22 protein-coding genes and 1 pseudogene are annotated in these 22,630 nt (G+C 69.9%); 12 read left to right on the top strand and 11 right to left on the bottom strand.

The features are described 5' to 3' along the window. Positions 1-439: 439 nt before the first annotated feature. Together ACFWNV_RS06415 and ACFWNV_RS06410 are read right to left on the bottom strand one after the other, a co-directional pair. Positions 440-808, bottom strand: coding sequence for a PRC-barrel domain-containing protein (locus ACFWNV_RS06415; protein WP_383941391.1), 369 nt, complete (start codon positions 806-808; stop codon positions 440-442). 364 nt (positions 809-1,172) lie between these two features. Next, positions 1,173-1,334 carry a hydrophobic protein gene (locus ACFWNV_RS06410; protein ID WP_383941388.1) on the bottom strand — a complete coding sequence of 54 codons (162 nt, stop codon included), beginning with the start codon at positions 1,332-1,334 and terminating at the stop codon, positions 1,173-1,175. Between the two features lie 119 nt (positions 1,335-1,453). Here ACFWNV_RS06410 and ACFWNV_RS06405 point away from each other — a divergent pair, with 119 nt between their 5' ends. Continuing rightward, positions 1,454-2,017 carry a hypothetical protein gene (locus tag ACFWNV_RS06405; protein ID WP_383941385.1) on the top strand — a complete coding sequence of 188 codons (564 nt, stop codon included), beginning with the start codon at positions 1,454-1,456 and terminating at the stop codon, positions 2,015-2,017. Between the two features lie 10 nt (positions 2,018-2,027). Next, positions 2,028-2,371: pseudogene (locus ACFWNV_RS06400) on the top strand (transposase family protein); the annotation flags it as partial. A gap of 568 nt (positions 2,372-2,939) precedes the next feature. Here ACFWNV_RS06400 and ACFWNV_RS06395 read toward each other — a convergent pair. Further along, positions 2,940-3,314: a hypothetical protein gene (locus tag ACFWNV_RS06395; protein ID WP_383941382.1), complete on the bottom strand. Its 375-nt coding sequence runs from the start codon at positions 3,312-3,314 to the stop codon at positions 2,940-2,942. A gap of 713 nt (positions 3,315-4,027) precedes the next feature. Next, positions 4,028-4,456 carry a hypothetical protein gene (locus ACFWNV_RS06390; protein ID WP_383941380.1) on the bottom strand — a complete coding sequence of 143 codons (429 nt, stop codon included), beginning with the start codon at positions 4,454-4,456 and terminating at the stop codon, positions 4,028-4,030. 511 nt (positions 4,457-4,967) lie between these two features. Between ACFWNV_RS06390 and ACFWNV_RS06385 the strand changes: the two genes are divergently transcribed. The 3 genes from ACFWNV_RS06385 to ACFWNV_RS06375 all read left to right on the top strand — a co-directional run bounded on the left by ACFWNV_RS06385 (position 4,968) and on the right by ACFWNV_RS06375 (position 6,991). Then, the gene (locus ACFWNV_RS06385) at positions 4,968-5,111 is read left to right on the top strand and encodes a hypothetical protein (RefSeq protein WP_383941377.1); all 144 of its coding nucleotides are present in this window, start codon (positions 4,968-4,970) and stop codon (positions 5,109-5,111) included. 269 nt (positions 5,112-5,380) lie between these two features. Then, complete coding sequence (locus ACFWNV_RS06380) at positions 5,381-5,851, top strand: hypothetical protein (protein WP_383941374.1); 471 nt, start codon at positions 5,381-5,383, stop codon at positions 5,849-5,851. A gap of 177 nt (positions 5,852-6,028) precedes the next feature. Continuing rightward, positions 6,029-6,991 carry a DUF6461 domain-containing protein gene (locus ACFWNV_RS06375; protein WP_383941372.1) on the top strand — a complete coding sequence of 321 codons (963 nt, stop codon included), beginning with the start codon at positions 6,029-6,031 and terminating at the stop codon, positions 6,989-6,991. 446 nt (positions 6,992-7,437) lie between these two features. On the opposite strand, the gene ACFWNV_RS06370 is transcribed toward ACFWNV_RS06375, so the two are convergent. Both ACFWNV_RS06370 and ACFWNV_RS06365 read right to left on the bottom strand, forming a co-directional pair. Beyond that, positions 7,438-9,330, bottom strand: a complete 1,893-nt coding sequence (locus ACFWNV_RS06370) for an SMI1/KNR4 family protein (protein ID WP_383941369.1) — start codon at positions 9,328-9,330, stop codon at positions 7,438-7,440. 344 nt (positions 9,331-9,674) lie between these two features. Then, positions 9,675-10,205 carry a hypothetical protein gene (locus ACFWNV_RS06365; protein ID WP_383941365.1) on the bottom strand — a complete coding sequence of 177 codons (531 nt, stop codon included), beginning with the start codon at positions 10,203-10,205 and terminating at the stop codon, positions 9,675-9,677. 909 nt (positions 10,206-11,114) lie between these two features. Here ACFWNV_RS06365 and ACFWNV_RS06360 point away from each other — a divergent pair. The 4 genes from ACFWNV_RS06360 (at position 11,115) to ACFWNV_RS06345 (ending at position 14,397) form a co-directional block, all read left to right on the top strand. After that, on the top strand, positions 11,115-11,576 hold the full coding sequence (locus tag ACFWNV_RS06360; RefSeq protein ID WP_383941362.1) for a hypothetical protein: 462 nt from the start codon (positions 11,115-11,117) through the stop codon (positions 11,574-11,576). A gap of 223 nt (positions 11,577-11,799) precedes the next feature. Continuing rightward, entirely contained in the window at positions 11,800-12,189 is a 390-nt protein-coding gene (locus ACFWNV_RS06355) for a hypothetical protein (RefSeq protein WP_383941359.1), read from the top strand. 336 nt (positions 12,190-12,525) lie between these two features. Next, a complete protein-coding gene (locus tag ACFWNV_RS06350; protein WP_383941356.1) occupies positions 12,526-13,284 on the top strand; it encodes a hypothetical protein in 759 nt (252 codons plus the stop codon). A gap of 378 nt (positions 13,285-13,662) precedes the next feature. After that, positions 13,663-14,397 carry a formylglycine-generating enzyme family protein gene (locus tag ACFWNV_RS06345; protein ID WP_383941353.1) on the top strand — a complete coding sequence of 245 codons (735 nt, stop codon included), beginning with the start codon at positions 13,663-13,665 and terminating at the stop codon, positions 14,395-14,397. Between the two features lie 150 nt (positions 14,398-14,547). Here the strand turns inward: ACFWNV_RS06345 and ACFWNV_RS06340 are convergent, their stop codons facing one another. Continuing rightward, a complete protein-coding gene (locus ACFWNV_RS06340; protein ID WP_383941350.1) occupies positions 14,548-14,859 on the bottom strand; it encodes a hypothetical protein in 312 nt (103 codons plus the stop codon). Positions 14,860-15,014: 155 nt separating this feature from the next. Between ACFWNV_RS06340 and ACFWNV_RS06335 the strand changes: the two genes are divergently transcribed. Beyond that, positions 15,015-15,449, top strand: coding sequence for a hypothetical protein (locus ACFWNV_RS06335; RefSeq protein ID WP_383941348.1), 435 nt, complete (start codon positions 15,015-15,017; stop codon positions 15,447-15,449). 301 nt (positions 15,450-15,750) lie between these two features. After that, complete coding sequence (locus ACFWNV_RS06330) at positions 15,751-16,266, top strand: hypothetical protein (protein ID WP_383941345.1); 516 nt, start codon at positions 15,751-15,753, stop codon at positions 16,264-16,266. A gap of 385 nt (positions 16,267-16,651) precedes the next feature. Here ACFWNV_RS06330 and ACFWNV_RS06325 read toward each other — a convergent pair whose 3' ends face one another. Further along, entirely contained in the window at positions 16,652-17,047 is a 396-nt protein-coding gene (locus ACFWNV_RS06325; RefSeq protein ID WP_383941343.1) for a DUF6415 family natural product biosynthesis protein, read from the bottom strand. A 194-nt stretch (positions 17,048-17,241) separates the two neighbouring features. Here ACFWNV_RS06325 and ACFWNV_RS06320 point away from each other — a divergent pair, with 194 nt between their 5' ends. Then, on the top strand, positions 17,242-17,412 hold the full coding sequence (locus tag ACFWNV_RS06320) for a hypothetical protein (RefSeq protein ID WP_383941340.1): 171 nt from the start codon (positions 17,242-17,244) through the stop codon (positions 17,410-17,412). A gap of 506 nt (positions 17,413-17,918) precedes the next feature. On the opposite strand, the gene ACFWNV_RS06315 is transcribed toward ACFWNV_RS06320, so the two are convergent. From ACFWNV_RS06315 to ACFWNV_RS06305, 3 genes are all read right to left on the bottom strand, one after another. Further along, positions 17,919-18,845 carry a YdeI family protein gene (locus ACFWNV_RS06315; RefSeq protein WP_383941338.1) on the bottom strand — a complete coding sequence of 309 codons (927 nt, stop codon included), beginning with the start codon at positions 18,843-18,845 and terminating at the stop codon, positions 17,919-17,921. A gap of 153 nt (positions 18,846-18,998) precedes the next feature. Continuing rightward, on the bottom strand, positions 18,999-20,855 hold the full coding sequence (locus ACFWNV_RS06310; protein ID WP_383941336.1) for an amino acid adenylation domain-containing protein: 1,857 nt from the start codon (positions 20,853-20,855) through the stop codon (positions 18,999-19,001). A 31-nt stretch (positions 20,856-20,886) separates the two neighbouring features. Further along, positions 20,887-22,620 (bottom strand): acyl-CoA dehydrogenase family protein, encoded by a 1,734-nt coding sequence (locus ACFWNV_RS06305; protein WP_383941333.1) that lies wholly within the window; start codon positions 22,618-22,620, stop codon positions 20,887-20,889. Positions 22,621-22,630: the final 10 nt, after the last annotated feature.

Below are 22,630 nucleotides of genomic sequence, written 5' to 3'. Positions count from 1 at the left end.
GCCCCCACGAAAACTATCCCGCCCCCCACCACCCACGCCCCCCCCCCCGGGGGGGGCGGGCCCCGCCGCGGGGCCCCGGCCCCGACGTATGCCCTGGCTGCCCGCGGCCCAGAGCGGCTGGGGCAGGCGGCGGTGGGCTGGCGCCGGCGCAGTTCGGCCTGGCTTGGCCCGGCCGAAGAACAGTGCGCAGCCGCCGGGGAGGCGGCGCGGGATGCGGGCAAGGAGGTCGGGGCCGGCGCAGCGGGCGACGACGGTGAGGACGGCGCCGGTGTCCCAGCGGGTGTTCGAGTAGCGGCCCGAACCTGGAGGGCTTGGCCCACCGACGCAGGCGGAGCCACCGGTCGGGATGAGCGGTGTGGCCGGCGTGGCCGGTTCCTTGCGACCAAACGCGTGTGGGGCCCGAACTCTGTGAGTTCGGGCCCCACACGCGAAGGGTCAATCAGGCGGGGCGACCGCCGAAGGGCGCGCCGGAGCCGTAGTAGGTGCCCAGCTCCTCGTGATAGCCGGCGTTGCCGAGGTGCTGGTCGCGGTGGAACTCGGGAGCACTCTTGATCTGCTCCTTCGTCCGGTCGACGTAGAGCTTCTTCTCCTGCGGGTCGACGCGAGTCACCGTGCTCGCCGGCAGGAGGACCTCCTTGCCGAAGATCCAGACGCCGGTGTCCACGACCAGATAGGCGTCACCGACCTCGTCGGAGTGCTTGTCCACCTTGCCGATACTGCCGTCAGCCGCCTCGACCTTGTAACCGGTCAGGTCGGTGCCGGCCAGGTGGCCCGAGGTGGACGTGTAACTCCACACATGCTCAGTCACGCAAAACAACTCCTTCGATAAATCAAGGACATGAAGAGAAAGTAATCTCCATACCCTCATTTTGAATCGTATGCCGTGCGCGGCGGTTTCTGCTTTCCGCCTGAACCGCACATGCCCCGCTTTCGCTTCCCTACACACCCGGATCGACCACAAGGCCGGGATGGCCGTCGATCCTGGAGGTGAGCAGGTCGCCTGCTACGTCACGGCGACCATCCCGACCACCCGCCCAGATACCCGCGATATCCGATTTCATCCGTTACTGAAAGACCAGTTCCGTGTGCGGGCATGACGATGGCCCACCGCCCCCGTCCGGGAGCAGCGGGCCATCGCTGCATACTGCCTGAGCTGTGATTACTTCGGGTACCTACCAGCGGTACCAGCGTCCGCTCCCGCCCTTCGGGCGGGCGACGAACCCGATCAGCCACAACACCAGGACCGCGATCGCGACCCACCAGAGAACCTTGAGCGCGAAACCCGCACCGACAAGAACCAGAATCAGCAGAAGAACAAGAAGCAGGGGAACCATAGTTATCAACCTCCGAAGCCACTCATGCCCGCCTCCCTTCGAAGCATGCACTTCGATCTTATTTGTTTCCTACTCGCCGGGCCGGGAAGGAGGGAACGCTTCCTCCGAAACAAAGAGGGATGAACACCTGGCACGAGTATCTCCTCGCTGCCCTGCTGTCAGATATTGGACCGATATATTGGACCTGGCTAAGGGTTGTCCCGTATAGGGCTGTGAGCTGGAAGTTCGGCTGGCGCTACGGTCGTCCGATGGAGTCTGAGAAGTCGAAGGAGTGCCCACTTCATGGCGCTGGCGCGGGCGCGCAGAGCCTGCTGGGGCGTCGGCTCGCAGGTGTCGTCGGATCGTGGCACTTGTACGGCAGAGACGACCCCGCGGGCCCGCTCGATGTGTGGCTGCTCGATGGCCAGGAGGCCGCCGTACACATCACGACGGGATCGGATTGGTGTCTGATCGTTGAGGTGTCGGAGCCGCACGCCGGCCATGACATGGGCGAATCGGGCCTCATCACCGTGGGCGCGATGGGCGACAGCACGCCGTTCGCAGACCATCTCGGGGAGAGCGTTCTCGCGGTGCGGGAGGACCACGAGCCGAACACCGGGCGCATCGCCCTGGAGCTCTCATTTCCCACCGGTCGAGTCCGTTGTGAGAGCCGGGCTGGGGACCTCCGCCTGACCGCGGTGTGATGATCTCGGCGTGGCTGGTGTGATCACGGCGTCGGAGCCGTCCTGGACAGGCCCGTCCACCGGGCTGAGCCCGAGGCTGTTCCGAAAACTGGTGACGGTGCGGCAACGCGAGGGGCAGAAGCGAATCGCAGTGGCAGGCCATGGAGCCTGCCACTTGAAGACAGGGCGCTGCTGGTCGCCGCCTACTGGCGCACGAACCTCACAATGCGCCAACTCGGCCCGGTCTTTGATGTCTCCAAGTCGGCAGCGGACCGCATCATCGATCATCTGGGGCCGATGCTCGCGCTCCAGCCGCGCAAGCGGTTCGCCATGTACACCGTGCTCATCGTGGACGGCACCCTCGTGCCTACCCAAGGCGCTCCTCGACCGCATCGACGGGGCTTGAGCAGGCGGACCACGGCGGAATCGGCGTACGCGAGGGTTCAGATCCTGATCCTGAATCCCTGAGCCGGGCCGAGTCCGTAGCACCGCCGAGCACCCTCGGCCCCGGCGGCTGCGCCGCTCGCCCCGTGCGTCGCCCCCTCGAGTCCGGAACAGACCGCGAAGCCCCCTGAGAAGTCGTACTCGCCGACGAGGACCAGTACGGGGACATGCCCTTCACTGCGGCGGACAGATCGAGCGCCTGCCGGATCGGCGGGGTAGGCGGAGGTCGCCCTGCAGGCGCTGGGGTTCGGGTGCGTATGGCGGTCGCGCCGAGGACGCCTCAGGAAGGGCGGTTCAAACCGACAGCGCAGCCCACCGACTTCCTGTTGTTCCAGGCTGGGGGCCGCCCGCCCCCCTCTCCTGCGGCGCGCGGATTCCGCCGCTGCGCTGGCACCACGGAGGGAGGCCCAGGTGAACGAGATCGCGCATGAACGCACGGTGACGCGGTGGGCGGGGCGGCCGTGCCAACCCGCCCACCAGCGCTTTCAGGTGTCGGACGTCAGCAGTTCGGACCCGCCGAACCGGAACCACCGGTGAAGGAGGCGAAGTTGTCGCTGGAGATCCAGCCCCAGTTGGAGCCGGCCTTGACGTAGATCCACCAGACGCCGCTGTCGGGGTTCTGCTTGTAGCAGCCGATGTTGAGCGTGACGCTGGAGGAGACGGACTGGATGTTGCCGCAGTCGGCTCCCACTCCGTTCTTCAGGTTGTAGGTGCCCTTGAGCTTGCCAGTCGCGGTGGACTTGTCGGAGCCCGAGTACTTGTGGCAGGTGGCGGTGGTGGCCGCGCTCGCCGTGCCGGTGGCAGCAACAGCGCCGAGGCCGGTGAGCAACGCGGTGGTGGTGACCAGGGCGGCCAGGTGCTGACGGAACTTCATGGGTTTCCTCCCGTTGGGTGCGGTTCCCGGCAGGAGCCGGGCAGCCGGTGCCGGAGTACGGCCCAGGGGGGCCGCCCGCCGGTCGCCGGGCAGGGGTGATCAAAGCGGCGGCCGGCCACGGCGGTCAATGATGTGGCGGCGTTGGCTGGTTCTGGCCGCGAGGAGTACGAATGCGCACGTACGGGGCGCGGCGTATGCGTTCTCGGCGAAGGTGCCAGATCCGTGCAAGGCCTCTCGGTTCGACTCACCGAGCTGAAATGGTCTAGTCCACAACCAGCACAAATGGTCTGGACCTTACCGTCGGTCATCGGCGTTCGGGCTGCGCGGGGGGCTGCGCGGCGGACGGCCAGGATGGCCGAAAAATCACCCGTCGAGGCCCTGACAGGGGTGGATGAGCTGAATACCCGTTCCGGATGGCGCCCGTGACCGGCAGGATCGGTCGCAGATCCCAGGTCTCACGACTCGCACGACGCATTCGCCGATCCGCCGATTTCTACAAGACCGATCCGATCCGGATCCCTACTCTGGGGTCGGCCACGGACAGGGTGGCGTGAAGCTCGCCGGGGTCATCCTTCGCACCTCGCCCCGGCCTGGCCGAGTCCGCGGGGGTGGCCATCAGCGGGAGGCTCCACGGATCTTGGCGGGTGCGTGGTCAGCGGGACCGGGCCGGGCCCGGCCGGTCCGGACCGGCCGGCGTACGCGGCACTACCGGGCTAACGCATGCGGACGGTGCCGGGCCACGGCCCGAGCCCCGTGTACGCGAAAGAGCCGTACGGCCGTACGGGCAGCCGCCGCGCCCGCCACTTCGCGGCCTCGCAGGGCAGCAGTCCGGCGGCGGCCGCAGCCTTCGCCTGCGCCTGGCGCTCCTTCGCCTCATGCCACAACCGGGCTGGCTCCACCGCCTCCACCAGCACGAGGAGCAGCGGCACGACCACGGCCGCGCCGCCGCCGCGTACCGTACGCGGGGCGCGCTCCAACACACGTGCGGAGGACCGCTGTTCCGCCCGCGCCTGCCCGGCCAGGGACCGCTCGCCCGGTGCGCGGCCGGCCTGCTCGACGGCCTCCGCCGCCGCCTGCAGACGTGTCCGTACCAGGGCGGGGGGCATGGACGGCGTCGGCAGGAGGTCGCCGAGCGCGGCCACATCCCCCGCGCCCTCCGACTACCCGGCCCGCCCGAACAGACCGGCCGGCTCCCACTCTCCCCGCGGTCCCGGGGCAGCACCACCGGGTACCCGACGAGCGCGCCCTCATCGTCGCGGCGCTCACGCACACGAAGACCGCAGTCGCGCAGCCGCTCCGGGACATCGGTGTCCCCCGCGGCGAGCGCGACGGCCTGACGCACCGTGCGCTGCAGCGACTCCCGGGCCGTCTCCACCAGGCCCTGGCGCTCCGCCTTCGCCATCTCCCCCGTGGCCGGCGCCCGGCGCGCGGTCCGGTCGCCGGGAGGCATCGAGGTCAGGCCCCAGCCGGCCTCAAAGACGCGGGCGGCAGCATGCATCGCGACTCGGAGCACTCGACCCACCCAGCCGGGTGTACCGACGCCAAAACCCTCCGGCATTTCGCTGACAACACCCCACTGAGACGGAACCGGCACATCGCACAACGAGGAGGGATACGGACGGGATTGCAACGACGGACAGGTACCGTTTGGCCATGGTTCTTTCGGGGGCGAACGGTACTGACAACGAGAACACCGGGTGGGCGTTGGTCATCCAGCACTTCGACTTCGCGATCGCCGTTGCGGCCGACGGCGTCGGACTCGTGATTCCTCTCGACGAGGCGACTCCGTGGGGATGAGGCACCGAATAGACCTGCATCTGGCCGGCGCACGTCTGGGCCTCCGCAGGGAGCGGTGGCTCGCGGAGGGATTGGACGTATCTCCTGCTCTGTGGCGGCATCAAACGGGTTCCTATGCACCGGCCGAGCACGGGCCGGTCACGGCCCCCGATGGCCTTGCCGTACAGATCACAGGACCGGACTGGGGTGTGGTCCTGTCCGTCGAGCTGCAGCCCGACGGGACGGCAGGTCTGGCGTACCACTCAACCCTCGGGTGGGTGGAGGAGCGCATGCGTGTCCGCTCCCTCGAAGCGTGGGACGCCCTGCTGGACGACGCCGTCCAGCGCGGCTACGGCCTGAAGGTGCAGCACGCTCAGTTGCTCGCCGCCAGTTGCACGACGGGCTGGTTCGACTGGTTGCACGGCGAGTTGTGGCTGCTGCCGGATTCCCTGGTCCGCATCCGTGGCGGATTCGTCGACTCCGTCGTGCACTCCATCAGCCCCGGCGTGCCGGAACACAAGGCCACCACTGTGATCGGCTACGACCCGGCGGCCGTCCTGGCGGGGCACCGCACCAACAAGGTCATCCCCTTCGACGGCATCGCGCACGCCCGTCTGCACCGCGGTCTCACCACGTCCGGCCTTACCGTGACGATGACGGACGGCACCCACCACAAGCTTCTGTGGCTGTCCTCCGAACCGGCCCGCCGCATACTGACCGACCGGCTGCTGCCCGTACTCGGCTCCCGCCTGACCCGGTGAGCCGGATGCTGCCGGGGTCCAGGACACCCTGCCGCGGTCCACTCATCCGAGTCCCGGCACAGCACCTCATCAGCCCCGGCCTTCAGATGATCCTCGGCTGTCTGTCAGACCCGCCTGAGATGCTGCGCGGACGGGGTGGTGGCAGGAGCCGGCCCGATTTGCATGGGAGAGGGACCGGTGACGGGTCGCAAGGATGTCTGGGCTGGGATGGGCTGGGAGGGCTGGGCAGACCACGCCGATGTGGCGCGGCGCCTTGATGAGGGTGCCGATCCGGAAGCGTGGAGCGGAGGGCGGCCCCTGCACCGGGCGGCGGTCTGGGGGACGCCGCGCGTGGTTGCCGAGCTGGCTCGGCATGTCGTGGACGTGGACGCACTGCAGGACGGGACAACCGCGTTGTGGGAAGCCGTCTGGTCCGACCGGCCGGATAACGCGCGGGCGCTGGCCGCTGCTGGCGCGGATCCCTGGAGACCACTGCTCGGGGGCTGGTCACCGGGGCGGCTCAGCCTGGCCGGACCAACACCCGACCTGTTCGAAGTGCCTGAAAGAATGTGCAACTTGAGCCTGGTGGAACAAACGGCCGCGCGGGCAGCCGCAGGGCTTGTCGCCGCACTGGCAGGCCTCCATTACGAGGGCACGAGTCTGGCGTGCGTGGCCGGGATCAATACCGAGGAAGCAATACGCCGCCTGGAGGCGGCCCCAGCGGACGCCGAAGAACTGAAGCAGCACCACGAAGAGCCCTGGGCGTACGGCTTCGACCCGAACCTGCAGATCGTGGGCGTGACCACCGTGCGCGGTGGTTGCGTCATCACCCAACCGTGGGGCTACATCGCCTCGACACCCGGCGTTGTAACCCGTCTGTCCGCCGGAACGCTCTGCTACGGGCTCTACGCCAACCCCAAAAGCGGCGACCAGGGAAGAACCGCCCGTGACGGCAACCTTGAAGGGGCGGACCTTCACCCGGGCGGGTCGCCCGCGCCCGGCGACAGTCCCGAAGAAGTCCTGGCCTCCTACCTTTACCAGCACAACGCGGCAGCGTACGCGTGCGGCTTTACCGGTCTGCGGCTAACCGATGCACGCGCCGTCGCGGGACCCCCAGATGTATGGGTCGAACTGCCTCAGCGCAACTACTGGCAACCATGACCCGGAGCGGCCCCGGCAGAACGACCCCCGGACCCTGTCCGTGACACTCGGATCGCCCTTCACGTCCACCGCACCGAGGCGAGCCCGGCCAGCCGGCTCCGCTGTCTCACTCGGCGAAGGCTCCCACGAGCTGTCCACGGAGGGGTGACGACCTCGATGTCCATAGATCTCAACGACCTGATCCAGGGGCAGCAGAGCCTCGTTGCCGGGCAGGCAGCCTCCCTGGTTGATGCCGCTGTCTCCGCCGCACAAACGCCACGGAGCTCGCAGCTCGACGGGAATGCAGGTGCGGATGGCTACTTCGCGCAGCATCGCCCCGTGGCGCTGCGACGCGGCGGAGTCTGTGACCGCCATCGCCGCGCACCTCCGTGTAGGCCGTTCCACCCTGTCCCGGGCTGTGGCCGTGTGCGACGAGGCGCACGGCATATCCGTCAGCGCGCGGTATCTCAGCTGATGGTGACCACGGTGTGCGTCTCCCCGTTTCTCGGTGGCCGTGTCCATGAGCGGGTGGTGAACGTGTGCAGCCGTCCGCCGGTGATCGCGTGGCGCGGCAGTTGGACGCCGAACTCAGCGGTCATGGCCTCCAGTAGCAATCGTTCCGCCTCGTCGCCCTCCCTGTGAGAGCCGAGGAACCGGTCCGGGTCCAGCGCCCGTGGGACTTCCCCCGTTCGGCGTATCTCTCCGCCTGCGTAGGTGAAGGCGTACTGCTCTGTACCGTCTTGCGCTACGGAAAGATGGAAGAAGGGTTCCCCTCGCGGGGTCCTCAAACCGCTCCACACGACCACTGCGCGGGTACCCTCGCTGGCGGCCGCGGCTGGGGAGACGAACCGCTGCGGGTCGAAACCCGCCGGGTCGCAGTCGAAGGCGAAGCTCCAACGCGTGCCGGCCCGGCCGACTGCCATGAGGGCCTTGTCGTCGTAGGACGAGGAGTCCTTCTGTCCGCGGAACAATCTGCGGCGGGCTTCGTAGGAGGCGGCAGGATCACCGAGCGCTGCCTCGTTCCCGTCCGCGAGGAGTCCGGGCAAGTCCTCCGGTTTCACGCCTTCGACCAGGACGAACCGGTACGACGTGAGGTTGTCGTTGGCGTCCGGGTGTGCAAGCCACGCCAGGTTGTTCGGGTCGAGGCCGGCCGTGGGGCTCGGTGTCTCACCCGCCTGCCCGCCCCTGGGGGTGGACAGCAGCTCGCGGCCCCGTTCCGGGGTCAGCAGGGATCCGAGAAGGGGGTCGGCCACCCACCCCAGCGGAGCCAGGTGGTCGGGGCCCAGCGGCTGCCACATCGGCAGGGCGTCGACCAGCGCTTGCCATGCCCCGTCGGTGTCGCCCCACCGTGCCAGCTCCCGGGCCCGTTCGACCGCTTCCCCGAACGGGCCGGTCGCCGTGTACCGGTAGGTGCCGTTGCGTACCAGCTCCAGCGTCTCGCAGGCCAGGGACACCACGTCGTCTCCGGCTCCCTTGAGGTGGAACATCAACATCGAGTCGTCCGTGGACGAGTGCGCCGCGTGCTCGGCGACGAGGGCCGGCAGCAGCTCGGTCGCGTACTGCGGATCGGTCACCAAATCCTCGAAATAGACCATGTAGGTCTGTCCGAGCAGGCGGCGAATCTGGTCACCCAGCCCGGCGGCGCACGGTCTGCCGTACTCCTTCGCCTCGTCCAGCGCCTGCCCGGCCCGTTCCCAATTGCCGCGCAATGCCTCCAGCCGGGCCTGCTCCACCAGGACGTCGAGCTCTCGCGTGGTGTCGTTGGTGAAGTCCGGCTCCCCGTCGGCCGGGCGTGCTTGAAGCCTGTGAAACTGCCGGTGCATGTCCCGCATGAACTCGATGAAGTTCGCGTACCGCTCGGGGGGCTTGGCCAGCCAGCTCGCCCACGTATACACGGCCCATTCACCTTCCTCGTCCACGTCCTCGGGATCCAAGAGGACATAGGTGGCGTCGGACTCGACGTCGAGCTGGAGCCCGCGCCGCCAGAGGTCCGCACCCCGCCGCTCGGCGGGTCCGGCGTCGTCGTCCAGGTACTCCCCGAATATGTCAGCGAGGCCGGACTCGTTGTTGTGCCAGCGCGTGTCCGTGGTCCCCGCCAGCGACCAGATGAACTGGCCGGCGTGCTGCCACCCGTCGCTGACCTTGAGGAATTCCCGGTAGGACGGGGGCATCCGTCGGCCGAGGCGTGCCTCCATGGCTGTGATTCGCTCCTCGGACGCAGGCGGGAACCCCAACCACCGAGCACGCCGGACGGCTTCATCCTCCTCGCCCAGCGTCTCGCCACCGGGCCGGGAATCCGACCACTCCCCGCTCCACCTGAGCAGGAACGGCCGCCAGTCGAACGCTGTCGTATGCGTCATGCGCCCGATGCTGCCATCCGCCGCTGACAGTGCTCTGTGATGCCGGGCGGCATGGGGCGGCTACTGGATACCTCCCCTGACCAACCCGATGACGTTCTCGCGTCCATCGACACCAGCGGTTGCCAGCGGGACACACCAGGATGGCCGTCGTGACAGACGGCACGATCTGGCTTGCCGCTACCCAATCCATCGCCGTCGGCGGAGTTCCGGCCGCGCGTAGGGATGGTGGGGTGCTGATGGATTCGCAGTGGGGCGGCGGCGGGAGCGGGCGGCGGCGGGGACGGTGGCCACCACCGCCTCATCGATGCCGACGCCCGCCTTGCGTGCGTCGGTGAGGAAGCGGGTCACGTTGACGCCCTGTCCGTGCAGGCGGTCCTTGGCGGCGGCCATGTCGGGCAGGCCGGGGAGGCGAGGATCGCGTCGTGGACCATCCCTTCGGGCATCGTCGCCCGGAGCTGATCGGCCCACCGGTCGGTGCCCGCGGCCTTGATGGTCGCCCAGTTCTCCTCGACAGCCTGCTGGACGGTGGTGGCGACCGTGCCGAGCTGGGGCAGGAAGGCGGTCACGCCGACGCCGGCCTGCTGCAGCGATACGAGCTGGCGGGCCATCTGCGGCCAGTCCGCCCCCGCCATCAGGTCACCGAGCACGCCCGCGTCCAGGACCGGGCGCAGCTGTGCCCCGGCCCAGCCCGGCGCGAGCTTCGCAGCGTCCTCGCCGAGCTCGTCCTCCTTGCCCTGGCGGGCCTTCTGGGCGGCGCGGCGGACGGCGTCGGCGATGGTGAAGAAGAGGCGCATCGCGATCGTGGCGGACTGCGCGGCCTCGGCGACGGCTTCGGATAACGGCTCGCCTACGGGCAGCGGGGCGGGGGTGGCCATCAGGGGCTCCTCGGGGCGCGGGCAGAAGGTCGGCGGGACCGGGATGGGCCCGGACGATCCGGGCCGGGCGGCGTGCGCGGTGCCACCGGGCCAGCGCGTGCGGACGGTGCCGGGGCACGGCCCGCGCCCCGCGTACGCGAAGGCTTCGTACGGCCTGTTCCGGGGGCCGGGGCGCCCGTCGTCGTGACCGCCTCACGCAACAGCAGCCCGGCGTCGGCCGCTGCCTTCGCCTGCGCCTGCGCCCGATGCTCCTTCGCCTCATGCCACAAGCGCGCGGCCTCCACCGCTTCCACCAGCGCGAGCAACAGCGTCATTGACGACCTCGGCGCCGCCGCCCGGGGCCGTACGCGGCGCGCTCTCCAAAGCGCGCACCGAGGTCCGCTACCCGGCCCGGGCCCGCCCCGGCGGCACCCGCTCGCCCGGTGCGCGGCCGGCTGCCGGCTGCCGGCTGCTCGAAGACATCCGCCGCTGCCTGGACACGTGCCCGGGCGGCAGCGTGTACGGCGGCGGCGACCAGGAGGGCGCCGAGCGCGGCCACGTCCCCCGGGCCCTCCGCCTGCCCGGCCCCGGCCCGGCCCAGCAGACCGGCCGCCTCCCGGATACGGGCGTCCGCGAGCGCCCAGGCGTTCGCGCCGACCGGATGTCGAAGCGGTCGCAGACCCGCGGCAGCGACAGGTCGTACGCGAGGGAGCCGCCGGAGAACCAGACCGGGCGCGAGCCGCCGTCGGCGCGGTTCCCGGGCAGCGCGACCGCGCACCCGTGTAAAACAGGCACCGCCATGGCGGTCAGTCAGTCTCGCGATGGGCGTCCGGCGGCAGCACCGGTCCGGGAAGCTCGGTCCGGCCTATTGAGGACTCCATTGTGCGGGTGTCCGGTCCTTGCTGACGCCAAGGGGTAGCGTCCCGGCACATGGCGGTCGGCGAGAACGAAGAGCGCGAGACGGACGGGACTGCCGAGGTGAATGCTGCCGGCGTATGGCTTGTGGAGGACCTCGTTGTTCAGGTGCCCGGGTTCGAGGGCGCCTACGAGAGCCACGTCTTCAACGAGCACGGAGTGCTTCCGCACGTGTTCTTCTGGGACGTCGTGCAGGACACCGTGCACTCGTACCTGGCGCAGGATGCCCCGGACGGTCCCGACTGGCGCGGGGTCCTTGACTTCCTGGAGGAACAGACGCGGCGTCGCGTGCCCGGGGCGATCGAGGTCATCGTGACCTCGTTCCTCTACGACCTCCCCTACGAGGGAGAACCCGGGTACGGCATCGCAGCGCATCTCGGGCCGGCCATGAAGGAGAGAAACCTGCAGCTTCGCCCCTGGTGCGGGGCGGCGAGCCCGGACAAAGCCACGACCACTGATGCAGGTAACACCCCATAGACACCGCATGCCGCTGGCCAGCAACAACGCACACGGACGACAACTACCGCGGCACCCCAGTGAGAATCACCCGCGGTTTCGCACCGACGGCCAGGAGAAAACGCGGCTGCTGTGAACTGGCACGCCCTGCGGCAATCAGCCGGAATCTCTCCAGGCAGGCCCGCATTCATGGTCGGATCGCCCCGTCGGCGGCCCGCCGGAAGACAAGCCCACCCCGCAAACCGTGCTGGACGGGCTCGCCGTCACCGACGGCGCCGTGGCCATCGGCACCGCCGTCAACGTCACCGTTGCGGTCATCGTCCATGTCCTCGCAGAACAGCCCGACGATGACACGGAGGACTTCGACCACGTCGTCGAGGCCAGTCTCCACCTGGCTTCGGGACGCCTCGTCGTGATGGGCTGCACCGATTACCTCCCCGACGCAGCACGCTTCGACATGCCCGCCGACTGGATTCGCGTACGAGCTTCTCGGCGGAACCTCGCTGCTGCCGTCGATGCGGACGTCGACTCGTCCGAGTCACCCGAGACCGCCGAGCAGCTTCGGCTGCAAGCCTGGCCAGCTCTATTCTCCGCGCCGCACATCATCAAGCGGTGGGTACGGCCCGAGACGTAGTCGCCCCTTCGCGTGTCGGCTCTTCGTGTCCACCGTGTCGTCGCACACCAAGGAACATCCTGAGCATCCGACCTCCTACAGCCAGCCAGCACGTCCGCCAGCGCCGACGAAACGGCGAGAGCGGCCCGCGTGGCCCGGCACTGAAGGTGTGGGAGCTTGTCTCCGTGCCCCCAATCGCTCGGTCACAGCCGGAGGGTGTTCGCCACCCCAACCTCGACCCTCAGAATCGAACACGTAGTCTCGCAGACCGTGAGATCGCCAAGTCGAGTGTGGAGCGCAGCCGCCTGGATCCAATGGGCAAGGGGCGCTGCGGCACCATGGCACGAGGCAGCCCTCGTGGAAGCCGTTGACCTGATGCGTGAAGGCCTGTTCGAGGCCGGCGAGGCGCGAGCACGTGCTGTCATCGCCGCTCGCGAAGGCATTCGGGGCCGGGACCGCCGCCCCTTCACCGTCTGGTCGGGGAGGTACTACGCCATCGCCGCGGCCATCGCACACGGGCGAGGGCCCACCGTACTGGCTGAGCTGGATACCTTGATCGGGGAACTGGGCCAGCTGTCCGGCGCTGAGCGAGAGTTCCTGCTGAACGCGCGCGTGAATCGAGCGTGGCTGCTCATCGACGACGGACGGCCGATTGAGGCGGAAGCCGAGGCAAGGTCGATCCTGCGGGCGCTGACACGGATTGAGCACCTGTGCGACGTGCGACACCTCGAACTACGCGCCCTGCACCTGCTGGGGGACGCCTTGTGCGTCCACGATCAGCACGACGAGGCGGAGAGGATCGCCCGCTGGCATCTACCGCGAGCCGACGGACAGATGGCGAGCGCCCTGAACCGCCTGCTGATACGCAGCCTGTCCGGACAAGGACGTCATGAAGAGGCTCTGGCCGAGTCCCGCAAACCCTTCCACGAGCCGCTTCCTTGGGCAGCCGGCGAGCTCGAACTCGTCACGGCCGCCGCCCTCCACGGCCTGGGCCGGCACGAGGAGGCGAAGGAAGAACTCCTACGAGCACTGGCCGCATGCGAGCGCCACCTCCACCCAGAACACCTGCGCATAGGTGAGATCCACGCACTCCGGGCCCTGATCGCAGCGGCCTGACCAGCCATCCGCTGTCGTTTCGCGTCGTGCTCCGGGTGGATCAGTACCGCGCGCAGCTCGCGGGGCAGGGAGTCGGCCCGGGCAGGTAGGTCCGGGTCGGTGACCATCAACTGTGCCTTGACTGCCCTTGTCACACCACAGGCACACGGCTCGCCGGCCACTGCCGTCGATAGGGTCCATGCATTCCAGCCGGCCTCCGACCGCTCCGCCCGCCGGTTTCCATGGCCGTCTCCCGATCGTGCGGCAGACCCCAGCCGGTCCGTGGACCGATGTCCTGGTTCCAAGGTCGCTGCGGAGATGGGTCCATCGGCCGATGCCCGCTCCGACCAGCGCGGTGATCATGAGGGGAATCCGTTCGAGCCAAGGAGGAGAGGAGCCATGCGGGTGGAGCAGGTGAACTGGGTCGAGGTACCTGCCGGGTTGCTGCGGCGGGGTACGCCGGTCGACGAGGTGGTGGCAGTGGCCCGCCGCTATGCAGGTACCGGGGTGCCGGTGGAGTGGTACATGAAGGAAGCCCCACGTGCGGAGATCCACGTCCCGGCGTTCCGGATCGCCCGCACCCCGGTCACGGTCGGCCAATGGAGCCTCTACGCGGCGGCCGCCGGCCGTCCGGCCCCACAGGCGCCGGCGGACCACCCGGTCATCGGGGTCGCCTGGGAGGCGGCGACCGCCTACTGCCGGTGGCTCGGGGAACGACTCGACCTCGGTGTGCGGCTGCCCACGGAGGACGAGTGGGAACGCGCCGCTCGGGGCGACGACGGCCGGGAGTTTCCGTGGGGTGAGGAGTACCGCACCGGCCTGGCCAATCTGGTGGATCTCGGTATCGGCACCACGACGCCAGTCGGTTCGTTCACCAAGGGCGCCAGCCCTTTCGGAGTGGTGGACTTGGCGGGTAACGCCGACGAGTGGACCTCCACCCTCTATGCTCCCTACCCGGGCGCGCCCACCGAGGTGCCGAACACCGAGGACTGGGCCTTCGACCGGCACGTCACCCGAGGCGGCGCGTTCCGCCACGACCGGGACCTGGCCCGGTGCGCCCGCCGGCACGGCGCCTACGAACCGGACCTTGAAGCGATCGGCGTAGGCTTCCGTCTGGCGGCACCGGCCGCTTAGAACCGGGCACCGTGCCGGTACCGCATGACGGGCGGCGTGCCCTCAAGGCTGTGAACATATGGCTGTTACCGACCGAAGTCCGTGGTGGGTGCCGTATCGGGTCGGAATATCGTTTCCATCCCTGTCGCGGACGGACCAGTCGACCTTGTGTCAAGGCTGCTGGGGATCCTGGAGCACAGTGGCGGCGGGTGCGAGCGGACCGGCAGGCACTGGCACACCGGCCGTCCGCGCGGTCGGGTTCCCGAAGCGCCTGGTGTACTCCTCGTTCGACAGGACCAGCAGCTCAGCGTCGTCGTCCGGGGCGGGACCTGCGGCAGGCTGGGGCGCGGATACCGGGACACCGGTCGGCGCGATGTGCGGCCCGGCCGCAGTCCTCGTCTCAGTGGCCTGTGTAATGGTGACGGGCAGGGACAGCATGAGGGCTGCGACGGCCGCAGCCGTAGCCCACTTCTTGATCGTCATGGGCCCGTTGTATCTGCTGCAACACCGTCAGTGGCAGGCCTGCGAAGAAGGCTTCACCCGTCTGGGCAGACCAGTTCACCGGCGAAGCGACACTGCACACCCCACAGACAGCCCCGGGCACCCCTTTCCGTGTGCGGAGGCCTTCGTGAGAGCACGTGCCCTGGTCGAGGGACTCGTCGACTACGGGCCTGTCGGCGCCTACGGCCGGGCCGACGGATTCGCCGGCGCCGAGGCTCAGCTCGGGGCCCGGGGCCCGCGCGGGCAAGGACGGGGTCACCCCCAACGCGCAGGCGCTTGCCGGAGCGAAGGGCTCGGTCGCCGGAGGAGCGGAGGTCGGCGGGATCGGCTTCGGCTCGACGGCGGAGGGCTGGTACGGTCCGGGTGCCGAGGCGGAACTGACCTTCGGCAAGGAGGACGGCGGCAACGGCACATACCACTTCGGCGGCGAGGTCGGCCTCTCCTCCGGCAAAGGCGGCTCCGGGGTGTTTGAGTTCACCGTCGATCCCGACAAGTTTGTGGATGCCGTCGGCGACGCGGTCGGCGCCTTCGCCGGCTCCGTCAAGGGCACTGTCGGCGGCTGGTTCGACTGATGCACGACCCCCTGGAAGGAAGGCCCGAGGTGCCCACGACACTGCCGGTCCCGATCGAGTTCGGCCTCCCGGAGCGCCGGCACCCCGCGCCCCTGGACGAGGTGGCCGCCGCCGACGTGCCTGGCGGACCGGCACAGGCATGCGGTGATCCGGTTGGTCCTGACCGCCACCGCGAACCAGCACGACCATGTCCTGGGCGATTTTGCAGGACTTCCTCCGCACGGTCCGCCCGCACACCGCCCGGACACCACCGGGACGGCGTCCTGGTGCGTCACGCCGACACGGAAGGCAGGCTGCCCCGATGGGCCTCTTCGACAGACTGACCGGCACCCGGTACCCCGACAGCGGTGTCGCACCGCGTTCCGCGCAAGAGGTTCGGGAGGCGCTGCTCTCGCTCAACGGGCCGGACGTGCCGTACCTGGTGCGCGCCGCCACCCCCGCGGAGCGCGCCGACCTGGTGGCCGAGTGGCGGATTCTGGAGCCGGCTTGGCGCACCTTCTTCGCCAGGACCCAGCTGGACCGGACGCTCAAGACCCGGATGCGCCTGGTACCCGGGAGCCACGAGGTGCGCACCGTCGACGAACAGTGGGAGATCACCTGGGTCGGGGGCACCCCCAGGCTGGCTGCCTCGCGCGAATACTCCCGCGGACAGGTGACCGCGGTCTCGCGCCAATGGGAGATCCGGCGGGGAGCCGACGGCAAACTGGAGAAGACGGAGACGTTCCGCTTCGATCCCGCGGACATGAAGGATCCACTGCGGGATGCCGTCCTCGGTGCCGGATGGACCTGGCGCGGCATCGCCTTCGGCAAGCTCTGACGGCGGGCTCCGACCGCGACCTCGCCAGTTCTTGAGGTGTGCGATGCCGCGCTCGACCCAGATCCGAAGTGAGGAGTGCGCCTTGCGCTGGCGCTCACAGATCTCCTCGTACCAGTCCGGTTCGGCGGGTCCTTCTTGAACTGCGGTGCGGTGGTGTCACGACGCGGCCGCCGGGCTGGGCGCCCAGGCCCTGGTGGCCAGGGTCGGCGAGGATCTCCACGGTCACCGGGCTGCCAGTCAGGTGTTTGACCAGGCCTAACTGCCGGGCGTGGGTAGTGTCGGCACAGCTTGCCGGCTGGGGTTCGTAAAAGGTTCCGCCGCGGAGCATCGCGAAGAGGACAACGGCCCGGAGTTGGGCGAGCGAAGGCTGTTCGCCGCGGATCGATCACTGGTTGTCCTGGAGGAGGTCGTTGGCGCGCCCGAGGAGGAAGCGGCAGGTGCGGGCGAGCTCCTGGAGTTGTACGTAGGCGGCTTCGGCTTCGTCGGGCAGCCCCCGCTCGAACGCCCCACGGACGAAGGCGGTGGTGTCCGCCATCAGCCGGTCCTCCCTGCTCGCGGGAGACCGGCTGGAGGGTGCGGTGAGGGGAGGCAGGAGAAGGGCGAAGTGGCCGCTGAGCCAGCTCATCCACAGATCCCGCAGGTCGGCGGACGGTAAGACCTCGCGCGGTTCGAGGATGATCGAGACGCTCTCGCTGATCACCACGGTGTCGAGCGGCAGTCCAAGCTCGGCGTTGGCTTCGCTCACCACCTGAAACGGATGGGCCTCCACGAGTACGGTCACGTTCCCTCCCTTGTTCCCGGGCCTGGGGCGGCCCTGCTGATCTCCAGTCAGAACCCTTGCTTCGGACCGTAGAGGCAGGTGCGGGATACAACGAGGACACACCCGAGGACGTCTCGAGGGAGTACCGTCGTGGGTCACTGCTTCCGCCCGGGCGGGCGCGCTGTTCCGTCCGCCGAGCCGTTATGGGAGTCGCGATGTCCCAGAGCCCGGGCAATCCCGCTTTCCGTGCCGCGCGTCTGGAGCGGGGCCGGCACAGCCAGAGCGACGTCGCCACCGCGTACATCGCTCACGCATCGCTGCTCGGCGAGGACGCCGGCGTCAATGTCCGGCAGGTGCGCTGGTGGGAGTCCTCGAAGCCTGGTTGACTCAACCGGCAGGCCCGGAGGATTTGCACTCCATGTTCGCCCTGTCCCTCGAAGAACTCGGCTTCACCCCGCCGCAGAGCGGCAGCGACGACACCGCGACCAGGCCGTCGAAGGGCGGAGTGCACTGACGACTGGTCTTACGGGGGGTGCTTGGCGCGGCGCCCGCACTCACGCTCGGCGGCGGCCCGGACCGGCTGGCGGCCGTCGTCGCCGGCGCTCGCCGCTTCGGCGACCACGTCCTCGTCGGTCATCTACGCACGGCTCTCGACGACATCCCGCGCCGACAGCCGCACCGGGCCCCACCGGGCCCCGCCACGTGCTTCCCGCCGCGATTTTCCATCGCCCTCAGTAGTCGCATCGACTGCTCCTGGTCCACCTTGGCCCGCACCGAGGACGGCAGCCCCGGCGCGGGAGCGTCCGGTGAATCCGGCCGCCCAGGCGGGTGAGTCGTCCGCCGAAGGCCTTTCGGGGCGGGGTCGGGCCCGCCAAACCCGCCGTACGGTTGATCATGATGGCCGTTCCGACCTCGCCATCGTCGCCACCATCCGCTCCAGACGGGCCAGCCGGGTCTTCTCGGTGCGGGCGGTGACCAGGCTGAGATACAGGGCGAACCGGTCGGACTTGCCGAGCGTCTCGTAGAACGCCCGCGCCGTCGGGTCCGCGTCGAGCGCCTCGACGAGATCCGGCGGTGCGGTGGCGTTCTTCTGCGAGGCGTATGCCGTCGCCCAGCGGCCGTCCGCCCGCGCCGCGTCGACCTCGGCGAGGCCGCGGGGGCGCATCCGTCCCTCGGCGATCAGGGTCTCGGCCTTGTCGACGTTCACCTGCGACCAGGGTGAGCGGGGGCGGCGGGGTGTCGTGCGCTGCAGGAAGTACGTGTCGTCGAAGCCGCGCCGCAGACCGTCGATCCAGCCGAAGCAGAGCACCGTGTCGACCATCTCTTCCCAGGTGATCGATGGGATGCCGGTATGTTTCTTGGCGATCTTCACCCAGAGCGCGGTCCGCTCCCCGTGATGCTCGTCGAGCCATGCCTCCAGCTCGGCCGGGCTCGCGGGGACAAGAATCTCGACGCCGTCCTCGTTTTTCTGCATGAACCGCAGGCTAGAGGCCAGATAGGACAGATTCTGACCTACTTCAGACCCGCAGCCCCCGACGCCGCCGAACTCCACGGCCTCCGCAGGTGGGGGGATCTGGCCTCCCGGCGGAACCGGCTCATGTCCGCAGAGGTTCCCCGTCCATAAGCGACGAGAGCGCCCAACCGCACCGAGATCATCACCGCGTCGGAAATCTCCCCTGAACGTCAGCGCCTCACGGCCGATGCCCAGCGCATCGAGCAGGATGTCGATGGCTGCTTCGTCGTCGTCCGTTTCGTTGATGACGGACACGATGGTGTCCGTCATCGGGCTGTGCTCCATGCGGTGCAGCGCAAAGTGCACGCCACGGATCGTGTACCCGAGCCCACCTGGGCCCCACCGCAGGATCGACGTCCCCACCAACCGTGTGCGCCCCGTACCCGGGACGTCGCCCCGAACTGCACCGGCACGGCGAGGCCGTCGGGCGCCGGCTCGAATGGGAACGGCGGGGCTGGCTCACGTCGCCCGGTCGATCACCTCGGCGAGCAGTGCGGGCGTCGGGTACTCGAAGACGGCCGCCAGGGGGACGTCGACGCCGAGCCGGGTGCGCATGCGGGCGGTCATGCGGCTGGCCTGGAACGACTGGCCGCCCAGTTCGAAGAAGTCGCTGTCCCGGCCGATGCCTTGCGCCTCCAGGATCTCGGTCCAGATGGCGACGAGGGCGGCCTCCGTCTCCGTGAGCGCGTCAGCGGCGTCGGCCGGTGCGGCGGCTGTGGCGGCTGTGGCGGCTGTGGCGGCTGTGGCGGGTACGGTGGCAGCCGTCGACAGGGCGCGGCGGTCCACCTTGCCGTTCGGGTTGAGCGGGAGCGCGTCCGTGACGGCGAACCGGTCGGGCACCATGTACGCGGGGAGCCGCTCGCGCAGGCGCGCACGTACGGCGGTGATGATTTCGCGCACGTCGGCGGCGGGTGCCCCCGTCCCGGGATCCAGCACCAGGTGGGCCACCAGGGCGGAATCGTCACTGCGGGCGCCTTCGAGGACGACGGCGGCGTCCCGCAGCAGCGGATCCTGCCGCAGCGCCTCCTCGATCTCCAGCGGCTCCACCCTGAATCCGCGCTTCTTGATCTGCTGGTCCGCCCGGCCCAGGAACTCGATCGTTCCGTCGGGGCGACGCAGCGCCAGGTCCCCGGTGTCGTAGAGCCGGCCGCCATGCCCCGTCGGGTCCGGGACGAACCGCTCCGCCGTGAGCTGCGGGTCGCCGAGGTATCCGCGCGCCAGGCCGAGGCCCGCCGCGTACAGGGTGCCGGGCGTGCCGGCCGGCACCGGTTCGAGGTCCTCGTCGAGGATGACCGTCCAGGTGCCGTCGATGGGCTTCCCGACCGGGATCCGGGGGCTCCGGGTGTCCGCGAGCGTGACGGTGTGACAGGTGGTGAAGGTGGTGTTCTCGGTGGGGCCGTAGCCGTTGACGAGCCGGCAGTGGGGCACCGCCTCCAGGAAGCGCCGGGCCTGGCCCGGCGACATGATGTCGCCGCCGGAGAGCAGTTGCCGCAGGCCGGCCAGGTCGTCCGGGCAGTCGTCCACCATGACGTTGAACAGCCCGGCCGTCAGCCAGGCGCAGGTCACCCCTTCCTTGCGGAGCAGGGCGCCCACGTCCGAGGCGGAGAGCGGTCCGGGCGGGCCCACCACCAGGCGGGCGCCGTTGGCCAGGGCGCCCCAGATCTCGAACGTGGAGGCGTCGAAGGAGGGCGAGGACACGGCCGCCAGGACCTCGTCCGCGCCCAGGTCGACGTATCCGGGGCGGTCCACGAGGCGGACGAGGCCTGCGTGCGGGACGGCCACGGCCTTGGGCGTACCGGTGGAGCCCGAGGTGAACATGACGTACGCCAGATCGTCCGGGTGTACGCGGAGCACCGGGCCCGGCATTCCGTCGCCCGGCCCGTCCGGGGCGGGCGGCTCGTCGATGTCGAGCACGGGCGCGGCGCACCCGGGGATCCGCGCCGCCAGCGCGCCGCGGGAGACGAGGAGCCGGACAGCGGCCGCGTCGAGCATGAGGCTCAACCGCGCCGCCGGGTAGTCCGGGTCGAGGGGCACGTAACAGCATCCGGCCTTCAGCACGCCGAGCACCGCGATCACGAACTCGGCCGAGCGTTCCAGCAGGACGCCGACGGCCGCGTTGTGGCCGGCGCCCGCCGCGATCAGCCGGTCGGCGAGCCGGTCGGCGAGCGCGTTGACCTCGCCGTAGGTCAGATCGCCGTCCGGGGTGGTCAGGGCCACCCGGTCCGGGGTCAGGAGGGCGTGCCGGGTGAACAGTTCGTGCACGCGGGCCTCGACGCAGAGCGACTGGCCGTCCGGCCGGGCGGAACCGTGGTGCATCTGAAGGGGTCCTTTCTGATGTGCCGAGGGTTCAGGGACGGGGCCGGGGGACGTCGGTGATGACGTCCTCCAGGAGGAAGTCGAGCGTCGTGCCGTTCAGCCAGGCTTGGGCGGTGGCCTCGTACCGGGGGCCGTCTATGGGTTCGTCCAGCTGGTGCCAGAGCCCCGACAGCCGGTGGCGCGACGCGGCGCAGGACAGGTCGGCGAGCGGGAGGTAACGCGGGTCCCCGCCGGCCGCGAGTGAGGCGGCGCGCGCCAGGACCAGGGACATGCTGAGCAGTTCGCCGCCGATGCGCCCCACGACGGCGACGGTCCGCTGGCGCCGGAACAGTGCCTCGGGCGTGGTCCCGTAGGTCAGCTCCGTGCAGGTCCGCGCGAACCGCTTCGCGTGCCCGAGGAGGAAGAGCCAGTGCTCACGGCAGGCCGGGGACGCGCCGAAGCCGTCGTCGTCGCCGCCGGCGCCTGCGCCTGCGCCCGTGTGGGGATCGCCCCCGGCCGGGGGCAGGGTCTCCGCCGTGAAGTGGCAGGACGTCAGAGCCGCTTCCGCCGCCCACCGGTCCACCATGAAGTCGACGCCTCCCGCGACGCGCAGGGCGCGCGCGTCGCGGAAGAACCGCTCCACCGGAAGCGGCTGCGCGCCCCGCCCGGCCTTGCTGGCGGCCGTTTCGTACCCCTCGGCGCCCAGGAGCGACACGGTCCGGTCGACCGTGCGCCAGCAGGCCATCGACACCAGGTTCTTGGCCGCGGTGAGCTCGGGCTGGTTGTCACCCGTGAGGTGGCTGTTCAGCGCCCAGGTCAGGACGGTGTCCGCGGTGAAGACCTCCGCGGCCGTCTCCGCCACGTGCCGCTGGATCTCGTCGTACTCTCCGAGGCCCTTGCCATCGACGTTGCGCCGGCCGACGAACTCCCTGGACCACTGCAGGCAGAGCTTGGTGATCGCCAGGGAGGAGGGTGCGATCACCAGGATCCTGCCCAGTGCCGCGAGCTGCCCGAAATCAGCGGGGTGGAACGCCTCCTCTTCCTGCTCCTCCACCCTGCCGCCGGGACCGGCACCGTCCCCGGGTGCGCGTTCGCCGGACGGCGAGGTCCGGTCGCCCGGCCGCATCCGCCAGCCGTCCTCGGACTCGTCCATCAAGTGGAAGGCGGGGACCTTCACCCGGTCCAGGTGCAGTGCTCCGATCTCGGCACCCCGCAGTCCCATGAACTCGTGGCGTGCCGCGACGCGGAAGCCCGGAGCGGTGGAGTCGACGAAGAACAGCCGGACCTCGTCCTTGCCGTCCGGTCCCCGCAGGGTGGCCGACACGTCCATGAGGTCGGCGACGGGTCCGTTGCCGATGAAGACCTTCTCGCCGGTGATCTCGTAGAACGCCCCGCCGTCGACCGGTACCGCCCTGGTCGCCCGGCGGTGGTTGGCGGTGCCGATGGTCTCGGCGTCGGCGCCCGCGGAGACGATCCCCCGCGCCGACCGCTCCGCGATCATGTCCTTGAGCGGCCCTTCGGGCAGCAGCGGCAGGTACGAACCCGAGCCGAAGCCATTGGTGATCGCCAGACTGAACGCCACCGGCGTGCACCAGCTCGCCGCCGCCTCGATGACACGGAAGGCGTGGTACGGGGAGAGGCCCAGGCCGCCCGTGTCCCGCCCGGCCAGCAGCTGGAGGAAGCCGCCCTCGCGCAGATCGTCCATCAGCCCCCCGGGCAGCTTCCCCGAGCGCTCCACGGCCTCCGGATCGACCCGTTCGCGCAGCAGGGCGGAGAGGGCCGACACGGCCGTGTCC

The sequence above is a fragment of the Streptomyces sp. NPDC058401 genome, from assembly GCF_042722885.1.
Lineage (GTDB): Bacteria > Actinomycetota > Actinomycetes > Streptomycetales > Streptomycetaceae > Streptomyces.
The sequence above is the reverse complement of the archived record's forward strand: the minus strand, read 5'-3'. Positions and strand labels throughout refer to the sequence as shown.